12 protein-coding genes and 1 pseudogene are annotated in these 19,409 nt (G+C 39.5%); 7 read left to right on the top strand and 6 right to left on the bottom strand.

Annotated features, from left to right (window positions below; genetic code table 11):
* Positions 1–279: 279 nt before the first annotated feature.
* From ACFO3G_RS07365 to ACFO3G_RS07345, 5 genes are all read right to left on the bottom strand, one after another.
* The gene (locus tag ACFO3G_RS07365; protein ID WP_380079460.1) at positions 280–690 is read right to left on the bottom strand and encodes a DUF805 domain-containing protein; all 411 of its coding nucleotides are present in this window, start codon (positions 688–690) and stop codon (positions 280–282) included.
* Between the two features lie 276 nt (positions 691–966).
* A complete protein-coding gene (gene tamL, locus ACFO3G_RS07360; protein ID WP_380079458.1) occupies positions 967–3,315 on the bottom strand; it encodes a translocation and assembly module lipoprotein TamL in 2,349 nt (782 codons plus the stop codon).
* A 22-nt stretch (positions 3,316–3,337) separates the two neighbouring features.
* Positions 3,338–8,173 carry a translocation/assembly module TamB domain-containing protein gene (locus ACFO3G_RS07355; RefSeq protein WP_380079456.1) on the bottom strand — a complete coding sequence of 1,612 codons (4,836 nt, stop codon included), beginning with the start codon at positions 8,171–8,173 and terminating at the stop codon, positions 3,338–3,340.
* A 428-nt stretch (positions 8,174–8,601) separates the two neighbouring features.
* Complete coding sequence (locus ACFO3G_RS07350) at positions 8,602–9,402, bottom strand: 5'-nucleotidase, lipoprotein e(P4) family (protein WP_380079454.1); 801 nt, start codon at positions 9,400–9,402, stop codon at positions 8,602–8,604.
* 48 nt (positions 9,403–9,450) lie between these two features.
* On the bottom strand, positions 9,451–10,059 hold the full coding sequence (locus ACFO3G_RS07345; RefSeq protein WP_380079452.1) for a thymidine kinase: 609 nt from the start codon (positions 10,057–10,059) through the stop codon (positions 9,451–9,453).
* A 165-nt stretch (positions 10,060–10,224) separates the two neighbouring features.
* On the opposite strand from ACFO3G_RS07345, the gene ACFO3G_RS07340 reads away from it, so the two are divergent.
* The 7 genes from ACFO3G_RS07340 to ACFO3G_RS07310 all read left to right on the top strand — a co-directional run bounded on the left by ACFO3G_RS07340 (position 10,225) and on the right by ACFO3G_RS07310 (position 19,201).
* On the top strand, positions 10,225–10,494 hold the full coding sequence (locus ACFO3G_RS07340; RefSeq protein ID WP_380079450.1) for a hypothetical protein: 270 nt from the start codon (positions 10,225–10,227) through the stop codon (positions 10,492–10,494).
* Positions 10,495–11,264: 770 nt separating this feature from the next.
* The gene (locus ACFO3G_RS07335) at positions 11,265–12,062 is read left to right on the top strand and encodes a thymidylate synthase (protein ID WP_380079448.1); all 798 of its coding nucleotides are present in this window, start codon (positions 11,265–11,267) and stop codon (positions 12,060–12,062) included.
* A 31-nt stretch (positions 12,063–12,093) separates the two neighbouring features.
* Positions 12,094–12,594, top strand: a complete 501-nt coding sequence (locus ACFO3G_RS07330) for a dihydrofolate reductase (RefSeq protein WP_380079446.1) — start codon at positions 12,094–12,096, stop codon at positions 12,592–12,594.
* A 27-nt stretch (positions 12,595–12,621) separates the two neighbouring features.
* The gene (hisS, locus tag ACFO3G_RS07325) at positions 12,622–13,995 is read left to right on the top strand and encodes a histidine--tRNA ligase (protein WP_380079444.1); all 1,374 of its coding nucleotides are present in this window, start codon (positions 12,622–12,624) and stop codon (positions 13,993–13,995) included.
* 433 nt (positions 13,996–14,428) lie between these two features.
* On the top strand, positions 14,429–16,333 hold the full coding sequence (gene dxs / locus ACFO3G_RS07320) for a 1-deoxy-D-xylulose-5-phosphate synthase (RefSeq protein ID WP_380079442.1): 1,905 nt from the start codon (positions 14,429–14,431) through the stop codon (positions 16,331–16,333).
* Positions 16,330–17,676, top strand: coding sequence for a Trk system potassium transporter TrkA (gene trkA / locus ACFO3G_RS07315; RefSeq protein ID WP_380079440.1), 1,347 nt, complete (start codon positions 16,330–16,332; stop codon positions 17,674–17,676). Before dxs ends, trkA begins: the two co-directional genes overlap by 4 nt.
* 61 nt (positions 17,677–17,737) lie before the next feature.
* Positions 17,738–19,201: a TrkH family potassium uptake protein gene (locus tag ACFO3G_RS07310; protein ID WP_380079438.1), complete on the top strand. Its 1,464-nt coding sequence runs from the start codon at positions 17,738–17,740 to the stop codon at positions 19,199–19,201.
* Between the two features lie 65 nt (positions 19,202–19,266).
* Here ACFO3G_RS07310 and ACFO3G_RS07305 read toward each other — a convergent pair.
* Positions 19,267–19,409: pseudogene (locus ACFO3G_RS07305) on the bottom strand (ISAs1-like element ISPg6 family transposase); the annotation flags it as partial.

Below are 19,409 nucleotides of genomic sequence, written 5' to 3'. Positions count from 1 at the left end.
TAGGATAACCCTTATGTACTATGTAGACTTCTATAGCTTGTTCAATCACCCCGAAAAAGATTGGGAAGTACTTCTAAAAGCTCGGGCAGATACCCCTTTAATACCCTCGCTTTTTGATTAGGGGGGGGCTTATCTTGTAAAAATGAAATGCTCAACCGCATGTATTCGGCGATTGAGCATCCTTAATATGTCATTTCCAACTTTTATCGGACAGCAATATTTTTTAATATGTATAGTTTGACGTTAAATCATGTCTTTTGTAAATTAATGTATCATTGCTTACTCAAATAAATCGGAGGGCGGGAAACCATATTTGTTTTCTTCATCATCACCTTTAAGGAGGAGTAGTGTAATTAGAATCAAACTACCAATCCCCGGAAGGAATAATATTAATAGCCAAAACCCCGATCTACCGGTATCATGGAGGCGTCTGACAGCCGCTGATATCTTAGGAATACCGGTAATAACAGTCCATAAAAACAGTAGCACAGCACCGATGTAAAGCATTGTGCTGTTGTTACATTCCTCATAATCCCACATTCCTGAAAGGAAAAGGATGATAAAAGGAATAGATATAATTATATTTACCACAACAAATGTCCAGAACTCTTTTCTATTTGCTCTTCCAGAGAAATCAATATAGTGTCTAAAGCATTTGAAGTAATATTCAATTAAGACAAATTCGTCCATTACATTAATATATTAGCTTATTGACAGATAGTTGCTGTCGCTGCTAAGTAGAAAGTGCTTTTTAGATTATCTCACCTAAAAGATGATCTCTCTCATCTTTCGTATGCAAATATATTAAATAAAACTAATAAAGTAGCGTTTATAATATATTTTTAATAGGAAAGATATATTGATTGCCTTTGAATCAACAAAAAAGTGGGTATTTGTTCTTTTCTTATAACAAATTGTGGTAGAATACTTCAAGAAGAGTTTTAATGGTTGGCTCAATGGAGTTTATTAGAAAGGATATCCTATGGCTATATGAATACCAAATCCATCTTTAAACTTAGGTACATTGAAATAACCTTTTTTGCCGGTGTCATAAGGCAAGTGAAGTCCATATCCAAAGTCAAGTCTTACTACTAAAAAGGTTAGGTCATATCTAAATCCTGTACCGGTGCCAAGAGCTATTTGCTTGAAGAAGTCGCTTACCCCGTTGATTTCAGAAATAGATCCTCCGGGTCTATTAATATCCTTCCTCAGCAACCATATATTACCGGCATCGACAAAGAGTGCTCCATATAAGTCTCCAATTAGTCTAAAGCGATATTCTGTATTGAATTCGAGTTTGAGGTCTCCTGATTGATCGAGGAAGCCGTATTTATTGTTTTTGTTTGGAATATACTTACCCGGTCCTATACTTCTCACTGTAAAAGCTCTAATGCTGTTTGCTCCACCGACATAAAATTGTTCGCTGTATGGTGCAACATCCATATTGCCATATGCATAGATAGCACCGGCACCTAATCTGGTTGCGATAGCTTGATTTCTATCGATATTGAATGTGTATCTTACTTCTGCCGTAGCTTTGACAAACTGAGAGAAGGGTACCCCCAATATCTTTTTTGTTTCATTGTATCTCTTTGGACCTAATGAATATAGAGCATTGATGATATTCCCTGCTTGAGAAAATCCCAATTCAAACCAAATATGATGAGCTCTTTTTTTGCTAAAGTAGTTGTCGTATGTATATGTATAAGACATTTGAGGAATTAATTGGCTACGAAGACTAAGTCTGAGGGCCGGATTGTCTTGTAGTATCTCTTCAAATTTTTGTGTCTTATGCTGCATCAAATTGTAGTTGAGCTTGATAGGGTAAATCGTGTGCTTATGCTGACTATGTGGTTGAAATTCATACATGGCATTAAGTCCTAAGTTTACCATACTAAAGAAGCCGGCTCTATTGAGCATTGATGAAGACAACTGAAAATTGGTTGTTGTAGGGAAGAAGTAGTATCTGTCGGTAAGTCCGGGCCAAAGGATATTTGGAAAGGTGAAGTTGAGAGATGTTCCTACTTCATAGCTATTCATATCAAAAAATTTGGTGCCGGTTTGCTGTCTGTGACCTGCTTGCAATTCATAAGAACCATAAATGTCAAAGCTGACTTTCTCACCACCTCCGAAAACATTTCTTTTGGCCATTGAGAATTTGAGTCCCGGTCCCATATAGTTGTTGCTTTTGATTTTGAATGACCCCTCAAGAGATGCATCCCACGGCTTATCTTGACTGGCAAGTATGCTAATGTTTAACTTTCCGATATCTTCAAAACTTGTCAAAGAGTCTTGTGTATCGGGGATGAATCGATACTCCATTCCTCCAAATGCTCCTAACCTGGCCAAGGCTTGGCGGGTCATGTCTTCATCAAATTGGGTGTAAAGTTTTCCTTCTTTGAATCTTATGTGTTGCCTTAAAACACCTAATCTTACGGGTGGCTTTTTTCCATAGAATCTCACTTTTAGACCTTTATAGTTGATCTCATTGTTGGGTGTTTGACCTTCGAGACCATTCATAACGATGCTAATCTTATTGGTTTGCCACTTGTGAAAAACTTCCTTGGGTAAATCTTTTCTAAATGTAGTCTTTACAGAGGCAAATCCTGTTTTTATAAGGGTGTCGACCTGGAAGATAATAGCATCTGAGTTTATGAAGTAAAATCCGTCGTTACGCATAGCTGAGGATATGGCTTCTCTCTCTCTTTTCATATCCTCGATAGAAAAGGGAGCCCCGGGTTTTAGAAACTGAAAGTTCCATTCTTTAGTTTTAATTGAGTCCGGTATTCCAGAAGCATTGAGAGGCATAATCTCGCCATATTTCATCGCGGGCCCCATGGTAACATAGTATTTGATCTCAGCCTTTTTAGGGTTCCTCTTATTGGTTAAAATCTCGTAATTGGTACTACCATGAAAATATCCGGCTTCATTAAGAATACTTTTGGCTACAAGGCATCTATTCTTAGGATTTACACTTTTAATGGTGATGGGTTTAGTGGCAAATCTTTTGAACATCCATTTTCCGAAACCGGTACTGTCATCTACATACTTATTGTACATCCACAAACCGATAGGAGGTATAAATGTCATTTGTTTTGTTCCCCCCATAAATGAATTGTTAGGGCTGGCATTAAGTACATTTTCGATATTTGAGATGGTTGTTTCGGCATGTTGAGAGTTATCCTTATCATAGAATTTTATCTTTTTCATGCCGGTATATAGCTGATCCTCCGGATCTAATTTTGAGGTTGTGCTACACCCATAGATCCCCAAAGATATGATCAATCCAAATATAACTGTTAGATGCTTCTTCATTTCAGCGTGCCTTGTTATGCAATTAGAGATTTGTAGGGTTGTCTTTCTTTTCGGAAACCGGAGTCGGTTTTCGTTTCCTAAAGTTGAATAATTCACCCAAACGATTGAGCTTTCTTTTGATGACATATCCTATACCGGTTTCTGATATTTCGCCTTCGAAGATATTATCATTGTTCTTTTGATGGAAAATCTTGATATAGTGATTGCCTGCTTGATCAAGTCTGTATTCTACGGATATGTTGTCGATAAAAGACTGATCATTGGCAGAGACTGCATTCCCGGTCTGTACCTTTCCGCCAACGATTACTTTCATACGATCATTGAAGAGCCTTTTGCTGAAGCTGTAAGTTATATCGCTGCTCCCATTTTTCATGAAATCACCGTCTGCGCTATTTTCCATGCCTATACTAAGATCTGAACCTTCCAAGAGCTTATTGGTAACATTGCTCAACTCTTTCTGAATAAGTGAGCTAAGAGCGTTGTTGAAGTTCATTTTACCTGAAGAGCTGCTTCCGAGATACATACCGGTAGCCATAAGTCCAATAGCTTGCTTACCTCTCTCTTCTACACTCATAGAGTTGATTTGAGTCTGCATATCGAGATCATCCGGAGCAGAGAGATCAAATCTCAAATTGAGGTGATCGAGTGTTTCGTTGACAACAATTCCTACATTAAAATTGACCTTTCTTGATTTGTCATCGGTAGTTGTCACATCAGCCTTGATCGTCTGGGTGGCAACAAAGTTGATCATTGGATTGCCAACGTCACCCGTCCAAGAGATGTAGCTTTGAGGACTAACATTAAAGATTTTGCTTCCAATGACAGGAATGGTGTATTTGGCTGTACCTCCTCCCGTCATGTCATATCTTCCACTCAGGCTCATTTCGCCATAAGGTGGATAAGTAAAGGTGAGATCTCCACCTCCCATAAGCTTTACATAATCATTGTGACCATCAGAAAGATCTACACCAACCTGCACTGCCGGAGCAATGTGGATGCCGAGAAGGATATCCAAGCCTCCGAGTTCGAGAGGTTGTACTTGAGACTCAGCTATGGTTGTGCTATCTGTAAAGTCTACAAACTGTACCATATCTGCCATATTGTCGGATGCTTTGATAGGGCTGTCCTTGTAAATATATGTGCAATTGGTACCTCCCTGTATATCTAATCCACCTCTTATTTTTAGGGCGCTTACCGGGCCTGTGATATTCATATTTGTAGACATGATAAGTCTTCCATATAGTTGGTCATCACCTTTGGCCTCCTTGGTATCCAATACAGTTAAATCATTGGCATTGATATTTAAGTCTGCATACATTGGGCGTTTACCAAAGATATTAAACAGTCCATCTATAGTTAAGGCCTGTTTACTGTTTTTTGCCGTCAATAGACGATACTTATCGAAATAGAGTGTGGAGTTGTCAAAGCGCAAAGGAATGCTGTCTGTATATATAGTAGATCCCAAAGTATTGATATGAGCTTCCCCATCGACCATACTTACTTTTCCGTTAATCATGGGCGAATCGGTCTTGCCATTGACAATCAACTGTCCGTTAGCCGCACCTGCCAAACTTCCATTATCTGCACCAATAAATGGGTTGGCGATAGCAAGAGGGAAGTGATCAAAAACAATATCGGCATAGAGTGGATCTTCTTTAGCCGGACTAAATGTACCATCTACATTCATTGCTGTATTGCCATTGTAAGATATATTGGCAGTGATGTAGTGAGAGTTGTTGTCTTTGGGTTGGTAGAAACCGGCAAATGCAAAGTTGCCGACATTGTTGCCATCATAGGAGAGATTGTTGACAGATACATCTCCCGAAGCGACAAAGTCGCCAATATTGCCACTCTGAACTTCGACTTTGAGATCTGCAAACATTAAGCCGTCCAATGAACTCATACCCGGCAAGGATTTGAGCATGCTCAGTTTAAGCCTCTCTATTCCAAGCATTATCTCTTGTTGTCCAGGTATTGTATCTACAGTATTTAATCTAAGTAGGGCATCGTTTGGACCATTGATATTCATGTTGGCACTAAAGTGCTTGAAGTCTTTCTTTACAAAAATGTAATTGTCCGGGTTGACCTTAAACAGGTTTTTTAGAATAGTAAGAGGGTAGGCTCCTTGTTCAATATGAATACCGTATCCGTCATTGTTCCAGAAAGCCTTTATTCCTCCTTGATAATCAGGTGAGTTACCATTGCCAAACATCTGTCCTCTAAGAGCAAGTCCATTGGGAGCCATCCTTGCTCCAAGTTTGATATTGAAGGCTTGTTGATTTCGGTAGGCATCTTTGTTGATAATAACGAGTGCATCCAAAAATTTGGATGGGTCATTGTCTATTGAGTCAGCTTTTGGAATATGGTGTTCTAAGTGTCCCAAATCTTGAGCATAGCAATATCCTATTCCCGGTTTGAATATTGGAGATTCGTTGGTTGAGAAGAATTGATGGTTTGAGTTTTTTCCAATGACCACAAGTAGTTTGTTTATCCTGGTTGTGTCTTGTTGGAAGTCTTGAAGGTCAATCATCCCACTCAAACCATTTTGTGGTGAAGTTTTGATTAGAGCTTCTGCGTTTGCATACTTGATTCGTTTATACTTTAGATACTCTTTGATAAAATTGTTTTTTCCTCCATAGAGTTTCAGTGACATGGTTGGAAGTAATGAATTGATATAGGTCATATTTCCAAGCGAGTCTATGCCATTAGGCTCGTAGGCAAGTTGCTTCTCTATGTACTTACTTATCTTATCAAATCTGTCTGCAAAAGTATATATGTTGTCGTCAATCTTGAGTCTGCAAAAGAAGTCTCCGGCTCCTAAGTATGCATAAGTGCTGTCAGGAGAGCTGTTCACATTAAATTGTACTTGATTTGTATGTATTGCATCGTTTGCTATATGAGCTTGAAGATCGATAAGATTGATGGATAGTCGATGTGTATCTTTGAGGTTCGATCTCAATTCGCCTTGCATACTGGTAGAAAAGGCTATTGGGTCATTGCTCAGATGCATCATTTTAAGATCAATGGTGTCGATATCCAAGATGATACTGCCTTCAAGTCCGCTTTTATTTAGTGAAGCATCAAGTCTGGCCAGTAGTTTGGCTCCCGGTTGATGACTGTCAAATCCTACGGTAAGAAGACCTTTATTGAGATTTCCGTCAAGTCGTAGGCTGTCTATTACAAAATGTCCGTATTCGGCATGGTTAACCTTTGCTATGATGTTTGTTTTCGTTCTTTTGTCGAAGGGATCAAAACCGTTTCCTAAGGCTGCGACTTCAAAGTTGATTGTTCCGATCGAGTCTTTGGGCATATATCTCCTGACATCAATATTGTGGGCCTTTAGATTAACTTTATAGCCATTGTTTGCAGGCATAAAATATCCGAACAAATTCAACCGATTAGCTTGATCTTTTAGGAATGCATTGATATTGTATTTCTCTTTGGAGGCAATAATGTCCCCTCGAAGTTTAATTCCTTTTGGGATTCGATATTCATTGCTAAATCCTTTTCCGGCCAAAGAGAGAAGCCTTTGTGCGTACTTGCCACAATCGGCATCAAAAGTAATCTTCCCTCTCATAAGGTGGGTATTGTTGTAATCCAATAGCTCACCTTTACTTTCGGCATGTAGATAGTTGGGCCAGTTTAGATTCAGACTATTAATTTGGAGATCTTTTTTGCTGACACTAATATCGGCATCGAGTTCAATGTTGGGAAGTTGTCTTTTGATAGAAGATGATTGTGTGGATATTTTGTTGAGTCCTCCTTTAATCAATGATTCTTCGAGTCCATATCCGGACAATATAGCAATATCTCTTGTCCCTATCGAGGCCGCAATCTTAGCTTTAGTCATCCCTTGTCCATTCGAGAAGGAGCTAAAAGGCATGGTTACATCTGCTGTAATCTTCGAGTCCGGAGTCTTCAATAGAACATTGGAGGCTTTGAGACCCAGGGAGTCCATATCGTAAATGGCCTCTAAGCGGTCAATTTGAAGGCCGGATTGTTCTTTCGCTGAGGCATTGTTGATCTTTACCCTTAGGGTACTCAGTTGTGATGTGATATTTCGAGCTTCAATATTGAGGTCTTGCAAGCGTATATGATTGTAGTCCAATACTCCCTTACGTTCCGGGCCACGTCTATCCTTGGCATAGCTGATACCTGAATGATTGATATTGACTCTCCCTACTTGATACAGGTTAGTACCAAGATTTGCATTTACTTTGGAAATTGTGGCATCACCTATGACGGCTCTTGTGTATAGGCTGTCATAAGGAAGTTCTATTTTGGCTTTGACATTGTTAATATCAATGCTGGTCAAGGCCAAAATCCATTTGAGTGGTTCTTTCTTGGTTGTGTCTTGGACCGTATCTACAGAAGAAAAATAGATATCCGAGTTGCTAATTAGCCATCTACCAAGATTGGCTTTGTACTTATTGGGAATGACATGGATAAGTTCCCCTTGCAATTCACCGATATAGGCTCTCAAATGTGTGAGCCCGGCGCTGTCAGTGTAGTTGATATAAGCATCTCTCAGTCCGAGTCCACTGACATCTACCTCTTTGCTAAATAACGGCATAAGAGAGACATCCAATCGTAGTTCTTTGAGCGAAGCTATGGTCTCCTCTGCCCCCTTGGAGGCCTTTAGATCTTCAAGATAAAGTGATAATGGAAAGCCAAGTCTGAGTTTGCCAACTTTGACTTGCATTCCTGTTGCCTCTGATACTTTTTCGGATGCTATTTTCGTTGCCCAATCCTGTACAGGAGGAAGATATAATGCTATGATTAGCAATACGATTAGCGCAGGTGGTGTCAGGATGGTCCAGAGTAATATCTTTTTCCAGTGCCTTTTGAGAAAGTCCATTCAAGAACCGAAATTAATTATAGCTAATTAGTTATATACAAACACGTTTATTAGTCAATACCGATGATTGTGAAGCAGTATAATGACTAATGTCTTAACATATGAAGGTATTTTGCAATTATGAAGTTATTTTAAGTTGATTCAGACTCGAACTATGGCAAAAACCTTCCTCGCGTAAAGGTAGCTTTTCTATCCGAATAATCAATTGAAGTATCTTGCAAAAACTCCCTATTGAGAACGAATCAAATCTCTTTAGATCAAAGATGTTCTGTTAGAGCTCTTACTTGTGAAAGTCTTTTGCAATGCTTTGATTCAAATAGGATAATGCTTCTTATCCTTCTGTATATTGGGGCGTTATGTAATAACGGCTGTGAGCACTCGGTGTTCACAGCCGTTTGTATCGCTTTTGACCTTACTCCAAAGCTTCATCAATAAGTGGTCAGCTCTTTGAATAGTTTTTGATCTCTTTCCTTAAGTGAAGGATAGCCACCGTTCATGGCTTTTTCCCAAGTACCATAGTTCGGATTTGGAAGAACAATAAACTTATTGCCAAACTGATTTGCAAATTTCTTAACGGCTTCGTTCCTTACATTTTCATTGGCAGAATCAAAGACCGATTCGAAATCTCCTAAGTTGTCGCCAAGAAGCATAACAATGTCGTAATTCTTCAATACCATATCCCTTCTTGGTTGCTTATCAGAGGTGTTGTCTCTTGTCACCAAATGTTCTTCGTCAGCAAATGGAAATCCTAACTTTTGAAGGTTTTTGAGAGTTCCCTGACGATCCTTATGGTCTCTATTCGAAATATAAAATACAGTGACTCCTTTTTGGGCAGCATGATTGAAAAATGCAATAGCTCCTTCAAGAGGTTTTGCCTCACCTTTGGCACACCATTCATGCCAAGATTGGCTCGAATAGTCTTCTCCTTTTATTGCATTATGTACACAATTGGGGCTATTGTCAACGATTGTTTCGTCAATATCTGTCACAATTGCCAATGGTTTTGAATGTGGTTTTGAAGTCAGATTGTCGATTCTTTCGGTTGCAATGTTGTAAGCCTGAAGACATAGAGCCTTGTATTCGGCTGAGCGCTGTATCCAAGCCGAAGTATACAATTTCCCTCCAAGAGTGTATTGGCCTGCTTGTTCGCACTTCGTCGTGCCGCAAGAGGCAAGCAAAAAAGCTGTTGCACAGCTAATCATTACTGTGCCAATGTTTTTTAATTTCATCTTTGATTGATATTTAATTATACATGCAATAACTTCTAATCAAAACGATTATTCGTCTTTTTCAACTTCTCCTTTTACCAAATTGAGGTAGCATTTTCTACATAATGGGCGATATTCTCCCAACTCTCCAAGCATAACTTGTTCCGATCCTTCGACAATGCGATAGCTGTAGTTGGCGGGATGACCACATTCTACACAAACAGCATGGACTTTAGTAACCGAGTCAGCTATCGAAAGTAGTTGAGGCATAGGTCCAAAAGGCCTTCTCATAAAGTCCATGTCAAGACCTGCTATAATGACACGAATGCCATTGTCAGCCAATTGCGAAACAACATTGGGAAGTTGTTCGTCAAAAAATTGAGCTTCGTCAATGCCCACAACATCAGTGTCGTATCCAAGCAATAGTATATTGCCCGAATTGTCTACCGGTGTACTTTGAATCGAATTGCGATCGTGCGAAACTACTTCTGTCTCATCGTATCTTGTGTCGATGGCCGGCTTAAATATCTCAACTTTTTGGCGAGCTATCTTGGCACGTCTCAATCTTCTTAGCAGCTCTTCTGTCTTGCCGCTAAACATAGATCCGCAAATAACTTCTATTGATCCTCTTTTGCAGTTGTCATTGCAGCAGTTGCATTCTATTTCAGTTTGATCCATTACAATGTATGTCTAATTTAGTGGGCCAACATAATCTTTGCAGAGCCCCTTATCAAGTTGCAAAGATAGTCAGAATAACTTTTCTTTAGCCCTTGATTTCCTTCCCGGTCAGTTGGGTATATCTTCGTAAATTATTACCTTAGTAAAAACGATAAAGTAAAAACCATGGAGATAATCATATCATTTACCATCTTTTTGATTGCAATGTTGCTTGGCAGATTATGCTTCCAAGTTGGTGAGATATGTTTCATTGGTTTCGAACAAATTGCTATCTCTGCGAGCTTCAAAAATAAACTTACGGATAGTCTTTTGAAGAGAGCTGTGAAGCTCATTGAAAGAGCGTTTTATCTGTTAAATAATGTTTTCACATATAATATTCAAAAAGGGGCTCAATCAAACCTTATTTATACTGAATTCCATATATTTCTGGGTTAGGGAATCTTGACCTTATGCCGACTTTGCCCGTTTTATTAGTACGAAACGGGCTTTTTTATGTGCTATTTTAACAAATAAGCTCGCGCAAGAAGCAATCTATTCTCGCGCGACTTTCAATCTGATCTCGCGCGACCTTGCCATGCAAAGTCGCGCTACTTCAGGTGCAACCTTGCGCGAGTTTACTTTCAAAGTAGCGCGAGAACGGATTGAAAGTAGCGCGACCTTCCTAAAAAGGCGGCCTAAAGTTGATTTTAAAGGAGCCAATTTGTTAATTTAAAGTGGTATATATATAATTTAACATATTGCTTTACCTGTTTTATTTCATAAGAAGTGGTTTCTGTGAAAGATGACCTGTTTTGAAGAGAAAATACGGCCGATTTTTGATGAATAATAGCTCAATTTTACCTGTTATATATTGATTATTTTTGACTTAAATAATTGTTATTTTACGATTTATTTGATAGAGAAATCGCATAAAAATACTTGTATTTGAACATTAATTTGGACTCGAGTAGGATTGGTAATATACCTGATCATTAGTATTTGTATACCTTAATAATAGGTAAGAATGGAGGCAGATCTAAACACTTACGATTACTTTACAATAAATCAAAACGAGTTTTTAATAAAGAAAAAGTAGTACCTTTGAATAATATAGCCGATGAAAAAAGGTTGTTATATGGCAATAGCACTTTTCCATCGCTGACTTGTCATTAATAATAGGTTGTTTTCAGTATTATATAACAACACAAGGAATAGTTTTCAGCTTTATGCAGCAATATTTGTCTTTGTTGAGAAGAATTATGCAAGAAGGTACGATTAAGACTGATCGTACAGGAACAGGTACCCGTTCAATTTTCGGGCATCAGATGGTGTTTGACCTATCCAAAGGGTTCCCATTACTTACAACCAAAAAATTGCATTTGAAGAGTATCATATACGAATTACTCTGGTTTCTCAATGGCGATACAAATGTGAAATACTTGCAAGATCATGGGGTTAGAATTTGGAACGAATGGGCCGATCCCGTGACTGGCGATCTTGGTCCAATTTATGGCAAGCAGTGGCGCTCTTGGCCCGACTATAATGGTGGAAGTATCGACCAGATACAGCAAATCATAGACACTATAAAAACACAACCGGATAGTCGTCGAATGTTGGTGAGTGCTTGGAATGTGGCTGATTTGCCTGAGATGCATCTTGCACCTTGTCACTGTCTGATGCAATTTTATGTGTCTGACGGAAAGTTAAGTTTACAGCTTTATCAACGTAGTGCGGATTGTTTCCTTGGCGTTCCATTTAATATAGCTTCATATGCTCTTTTGCTAAAAATGATGGCTCAGGTAACAGGTCTTCAAGAGGGCAATTTTGTCCATACGCTTGGTGATGCTCATATTTACCTTAATCACATAGATCAAGTCAATTTGCAACTAACGAGAGAGCCTAAAGAGCTTCCTCAAATGATTCTGAATCCGGATGTTAAGGATCTCTTTTCATTTAAGTATGAAGATTTTGAGTTGATAAACTATAAGGCTTGGCCGCATATCCCGGGTGTTGTGTCTATCTGATTTATCTCCAATTTATTTAAAAACAATCATTATGAAAGTATCAATCATAGTAGCTGTTTCGGACAATTTTGCCATAGGTAAGGATAATGATATGCCTTGGCATCTTCCAAGAGATTTGAAACATTTCAAAGAGGTTACTTCGCATCATACCGTGGTGATGGGAAAGAATACATTTCTTTCTCTTCCCAAAGGGGCCCTTCCCAATCGACGAAATTTGGTGATTTCATCAACTTTGCGCTCTGAAGATATTCATCCTGCGGAAGTTGTTAGCTCTCTTGATTTGGCTCTTGATATGGCTCGTAAGTTCGGTGAAGACGAACTATTCATAATGGGAGGAGGTCAGCTTTATGCCAAAGCCATAGATTTGGCAGACCGTATGTACATCACACATATTCATTCGGAGATAGCAGATGCAGATACTTTTTTCCCTCGGTTTGATACCTCTAAGTGGAAACTTGTGGGTAAAACAGAGTTTCAACGTGATGAGAAGAATCCTTTTGATTTGACTTTCTGTACCTACGAAAGGATTTAAATTGATAACAAATAAAACATATTATATATGAATAAGCCTTCAATTCCTAAGGGAACACGTGACTTTGGTCCTGAAGAGATGGCCAAACGCAATTATATATTTCAGACAATCAGAGATGTTTATGCTTTATACGGCTTTAGCTGCATAGAGACTCCATCTATGGAGACACTGGCAACTTTGATGGGTAAGTATGGAGAAGAAGGAGACCGTCTATTATTTAAGATATTAGATTCGGGAGACTTCCTTTCTAAAATGGATCGTGAAAAGCTCGCCGATATGCCTTCAGTGACATTTGCGGCTAAGGCTTGTGAGAAGGGCCTAAGGTATGACCTTACAGTTCCTTTTGCACGCTATGTCGTGATGCATCGAAACGAGATAAGTTTCCCTTTCAAGAGATATCAGATACAGCCTGTATGGCGAGCAGACAGACCTCAAAAGGGTAGATATAGAGAGTTTTATCAATGTGATGCCGATATTATTGGGTCAGATTCATTGCTAAATGAGGTTGAGCTTCTCTGCATCATAGATGAGGTGTATCGTCGCTTTAAGATCCCCGTTAAGATATTGCTTAATAATCGTAAGATCTTAAGTGGTATTGCTGAGGCTGTAGGTTGTGCCGATAAGATTGTGGACATTACTGTGGCAATTGACAAGTTGGATAAAATTGGTCTTGATAAGGTTTTTGATGAATTGAGAGGTAAAGGTTTTACCGATGAAGAGTTGTCAAAACTGAAGCCCCTTTTGCTTATCCAAGGCTCTAACAGAGAAAAACTTTCTGCTCTCAAGGAGCAGTTGGCTTGTAGTGAAATTGGCCTGAAAGGGGTAGAGGAGCTTACCTTTATATTGGATCGTCTGGAACATATGCATCTTCAGACCGAATTGGTTTTGGATATTAGTCTTGCCAGAGGTTTGTCATATTACACGGGAGCCATCGTCGAGGTCAAGGCTACGACGGTCGAAATGGGAAGTATTACCGGTGGTGGTCGATATGACAATCTTACGGGCATCTTTGGTGTAGACGGACTCTCGGGTGTGGGGATCTCATTTGGAGCAGACCGAATTTTTGATGTGCTCAATCAACTTGATCTCTTCCCGGAAGAGGTAAAAACAAACACTCAGATTTTGTTTGTAAACTTTGGTGAGGAATTTTCGGATTATGTACTTGGCGTCATGAAGAAACTTCGCTCCGAAGGTATCAGGTGCTCTTATTATACGGACACAGCCAAGATGAAGAAGCAGATGTCTTATGCCAATGCGATGCAAATTCCTTATGTAGCCTTGATTGGTGAAGACGAATGCCGTGAGTCGATGATAACCATTAAGAATATGCATTCGGGAAATCAAAAAACACTTCCGGCAGATCAGATCAGTCGATTTATGGCAGGTTTGATAGAAGATTAATGAGTACATTTGTCTCAAGACATGCACTTTGGTGCTGTCTGTTTTAATAATAATGTATGCCTTAAATAGTGAATAAAAGCTGTTTTGAATTTATTGAAAATAGAATGTAAGAGTTCGGACATTCTTTCAAATAAAAACGAGCTTAATTCAAAAGAGCTTTTTTAAGAAGTTTTCTACTAATTGGTCTTGACTTGGGACGGTTAGTTGAAAACTTCTTGTTGGATATAATGATAGCAAAACTCACCTGTTAGACAAAATGACTGACTCTTTGTGTTTTTGGTTTTAAGATGTTGCAATTTTTATCAAACTTCAAAGCATGATGTCGGTATATGGTTTTGTTGATGGGTGTTTGTCAAGATATTAGGAAGACTTTTATATTTGCGTTATCATTATAATATCTGTCACAGATTTAAGGTAATACTCCATTTGAAATATGAGTCCAGAACAATATCCTTTATTAAGTAAAATCACTTATCCATCTGATCTTAGGAAATTGAGGTTAGAGCAACTTCCTAACTTATGTGAAGAACTTCGTAATTATATTCTTGAGGTTGTGTCGAAGCATCCCGGCCATTTGGGATCCAGCCTTGGAGCCGTCGAATTGACTGTAGCTCTCCATTATGTGTTTGACACTCCGGAAGATTTGCTTGTGTGGGATGTGGGGCATCAAGCTTATGCACACAAAATCCTTACAGGACGGAAGGATCGTTTTGAAACTTTAAGGCAATGGGGAGGATTGGCAGGATTTCCGGATCCACAGGAAAGTGATTACGATACTTTTACCGCGGGCCATGCATCCAATTCGATAAGTGCTGCTTTGGGAATGGCTGTAGCTACGAAAGAATTGGGCGAGGATCGCAATGTTGTGGCAATCATTGGTGATGGATCCATGACAGGAGGTCTGTCATTTGAGGGACTCAACAATACATCTTCTTTCCCTAATAATTTGCTTATTGTCCTTAATGACAACAATATGTCTATCGACCATAATGTGGGAGGACTAAATAAGTATATGGTAGATATTACGACCAGCAAAACCTACAATCGGGTTCGATACGATGTTTATAGGACGATGAAGAGACTTAATCTGATTGATGAGCGAAACCGAAGAGGAATCTTGCGATTCAATAATAGTCTCAAAGGGCTTATTACGAGACAACCCAATCTTTTTGAAGGATTTAGTATTCGTTATTTTGGACCAACTGATGGCAATGATGTGATAAGGACGGTCGAGATCCTTCAAGATATAAAAGATATGAAGGGGCCCAAAATACTGCATCTGAAGACAATCAAGGGAAAAGGATACAAACCGGCAGAAGAGGAGGCAACCGTTTGGCATGCACCGGGAAAATTCGAGGTCGCTTCAGGAAAACGAATCAAAGGAAATACAGGGGAGGCTGTACCTCCAAACTATCAAGAGGTTTTTGGAAAAACTTTAGTAGAATTGGCAAGACAGGATGAGCGTATTGTCGGTGTCACACCCGCTATGCCCACAGGTTGCTCTATGACATATATGATGAAGGAATTTCCTCAAAGAGCTTATGATGTCGGGATAGCTGAAGAGCATGCGGTAACCTTCTCTGCCGGGTTGGCCAAAGGAGGAATGGTGCCATTTTGTAATATATATTCCAGCTTTATGCAACGAGCTTATGACCAGTTGATTCATGATGTGGCCATAGCTAAGATAAAGGTTGTCTTCTGTTTGGATCGTGCCGGACTGGTAGGTGAAGACGGAGCAACACATCAAGGGGCTTTTGACCTTGCATATTTGTCTACAATTCCTAACTTTAAGGTCGCTTCTCCCCTCAATGAACATGAGTTGAGAAACTTGATGTATACAGCTTATAAGGGACAAGACGGACCTATGGCAATTCGTTATCCAAGGGGCAAAGGTGTACTTGTAGATTGGCATAATGAACCCAAGTTGCTTCCCATTGGTAAGGGAAGAGAGATGCAGCGTGGTGAGAAGCTCGCTTTTTTGACAATCGGTCCGGTTGGCAATATTGTCAAAAAGGTCGTTGATCGCTTTAAGGATAGCGACAATAAGTTGGTCGGCTGGTATGATATGGTTTTTGCCAAGCCTCTGGACTATGATTTGATCAATGACATTATGCAAAACTATGATGCTGTCATAACAGTGGAAGATGGTATTATTAGGGGAGGAGTAGGAACGCAGATTCTTTGTTACCTTATGGAAAATGGTTATAAAGGTCAGGTCAAACGCTTGGGTATTCCCGATCAATTTATTCCACATGGTAGTCAAGATCAGCAGAGAGAATACTGCCATTTTGATGCCGAATCTATTTACGAACAAGCTCTAAAAATGCTAAATTTATGAGAGTTATTATTGCCGGTGCAGGTGAGGTTGGTACACACTTGGCCAGAATGCTGTCCAGTGAAGATCAGGATATTACATTGATAGACAGTGATCCTAAGAAACTGAAATATGCCGAGTATGCAACGGATATTTTGGCGATTTGCAAGGATCCTACTTCCATCAATACCTTAAAAGAGGCAGAGGTGGATCATGCGGATCTTTTTGTTAGCGTCCTTCCTGAAGAGGCTTCCAATATTATGGTTGGAATGCTTGCTGCAAAAATGGGAGCCAAGCGTACGATTGTCCGTATCAATAACAAAGAATTTTTGCATCCGGAGTATGTCAAGTACTTTGTAACATTAGGATTGGATGTTTTGATTTATCCGGAGTTGTTGGCTTCTAAGGAGATTGTGGCGTCGATCGAAAATCCATGGGCAAGGCAGTATGTTGATCTTTTTGATGGGGCATTGGCTCTTGTGGGAGTTAAAGTTCGTAATGGAGCCCCTTTGGTCGGTAAATATCTTCGTGAGTTGACTGTTACCAAAGAAAAGATTATGCATATTGTTGCAATTAAGCGAGACCTCGAAACCATAATACCTTCCGGTAATACGCAGGTGATGCATGGAGACATTGTGTTTTTTACCTGTAACAAAAATCACCTGATTGATATAAGAGAGCTGTGTGGAAAGAGTAAAAGAGATGCCAAGCGCATCGTTATCCTCGGAGCAAGTCATATAGGTGTACTTGCTGCCAAGATGATGCCTCATTCCCTCAAGATAAGTATCATTGAGCAGGATAAGGAACGTTGTAGTGAGATTGCTGCCATATTGCCAAGTAATGTTCAGGTATTTAATGGAGATGGAAGAGATCCAGAATTACTTCAAGAGGTCGGTTTGGATACGGCAGATGTATTTATTGCCCTCACAGGCAATTCCGAAACTAATATCTTGGCTTGTCTTAGTGCCAAGCGATATGGGGTCTTCAAAACTATTGCCAAGGAGGAAAATATTGACTACATCCCCTTGGCAGAGAGGCTTGATATCGGTACTTTGATCAATAAAAAGTTGATAGCAGCGGGATATATTCACAGAATGCTTTTGGGTGCCGATACAGCTACGGTCAAATGTCTTACCATTGCCAATGCTGACGTTGCAGAGCTTGTGGCAGGCAAAAATTCTAAAATAACGAAGAAGAAAATCAAGGATTTGGATCTGCCCAAAGGTATTACTCTCGGTGGTATGGTCCGTGGTGGCGCACCACAAATGATTGATGGTGATACCCAAATAGAAGCTTTAGATCATGTGGTCGTTTTCTGTTTGGGTACCTCTATGCATAAACTGACAGATCTTTTCAAGGCTAACTAATAGTCGCTCTTATATTTATAGAAAATTGTTTCAAAGCAAATCTATAGAGAATTGACATTTTATGATTAAGAAGGTTAATATCAGGTTTATCCTTAAGCTACTGGGTTTTACTTGTATATTCGAAACCAGTTTTCTGATAGTAGCTCTCCTGGTTTCCTTGGGATATGGCGGAGACGATGTTTTGCCGTTTGTATATACTGCTCTTATTATGCTCTGCTTTGGTGGCAGTTGTTTTGCGATAGGTTATGGAGCCAAGAAACAGAAAGTGGGTAGAAGAGAGGGAATGCTTTTGGTTACCTTGATATGGTTCTTTTTCTCTGTTGTAGGAATGTTGCCATTTGTTTTTGGCGGTTATTTGCCCACAGTGGCTGATGCCTTTTTTGAAACAATGTCAGGTTTTACGACGACGGGAGCCACTGTATTTAAGACTGTTGAGCAATTGCCCCATGGTATTTTATTCTGGAGAAGTATTATTCAGTGGCAGGGTGGTATAGGTATTATTGTATTTACGATGGCTTTGTTGCCGGTTATTACAGGTGATGCCGGGGCCACTTCGATATACAATGCCGAGACAACCGGTATTATGCATGATCGCTTCTTACCTCGAATCAGTGCTGTGGCCAAACGGATAGCTTTGGTATATCTTGCTTTGACTACATTGCTCGTTATCTTTCTTTGGGTTGGACCAATGAATCTTTTCGATTCTATTTGCCACGCATTTACATGTACTGCTACCGGGGGGTATTCAACCAAAAATGCAGGGATAGGCTATTATCATTCCTCCTATGTTGAGTATATCATCTCTATCTTTATGATTCTTTGTGGTACCAATATGACGCTTACCTATTTTTGTATGATTGGCAAGCCCGGGCAGCTGTTTAAAGATGAAGAGTTTAGATGGTTTATATTGATATTATTCTTTTTTGTTGCAGTAACAACTCTCTATCTCTGGTTTCATCATTTCTTTGATACCTTCGAAGGGTCATTTAGAGCAGCATTGTTCCAAATTGGATCGATGATGACCTCTACCGGATATCTTACACAAGACATTACTTCATGGGGGCCATTCTTCTGGGTCATCTCTCTTGTTGTGATGTTTATTGGAGGATCATCCGGATCTACATCGGGTGGTTTTAAGGTTAGTCGTATACTTGTTATTTCCAAAAACTTGCACAATGAGTTTAAGAAGAGATCGCATCCAAATGCAATTGTGCCGGTAAGAGCAAACGGCATAGTAATCCCGAGTGGTTTGGTTAGTCAAGTGTTGGCATTTTTCTTTGCCTATCTCGCCGTTTTATTTGCTGCAGTGTTTTTCCTAACCTTGGATGGTGTAGGATTCAAGGAGAGTATCTCATCTTGTATCAGCTGTATCGGAAACTGCGGTCCGGGATTGGGAGCTCTTACATTTGATTGCGCCTCACTTAGCTCTATGTCAAAGCTGATATTGTGCGCTGTAATGCTAATTGGACGTTTGGAAATTTTTACTGTCCTTTGTCTCTTCAGCCCTGCATTTTGGCGCAATTGATAACTTTCAACGCAGGCAATTAATCTATAATCTACAATTGGAATGTGTACCTCAGGGCAACCGCATCAAATCTTTAGCAGTTTTTTGAGATAGTCCATATTTAAAGCAGCCTTAAACAACCTCTTCCGTAGGGAAAGTTTGTCTTTATACTGAGAAACAATGGCTAAAGCAAACTTTCTCAACGTGTTTAGATTGGTGGCTGAATAAT

The organism is Falsiporphyromonas endometrii (assembly GCF_042654485.1).
Lineage (GTDB): Bacteria > Bacteroidota > Bacteroidia > Bacteroidales > Porphyromonadaceae > Porphyromonas > Porphyromonas endometrii.
The sequence above is the reverse complement of the archived record's forward strand: the minus strand, read 5'-3'. Positions and strand labels throughout refer to the sequence as shown.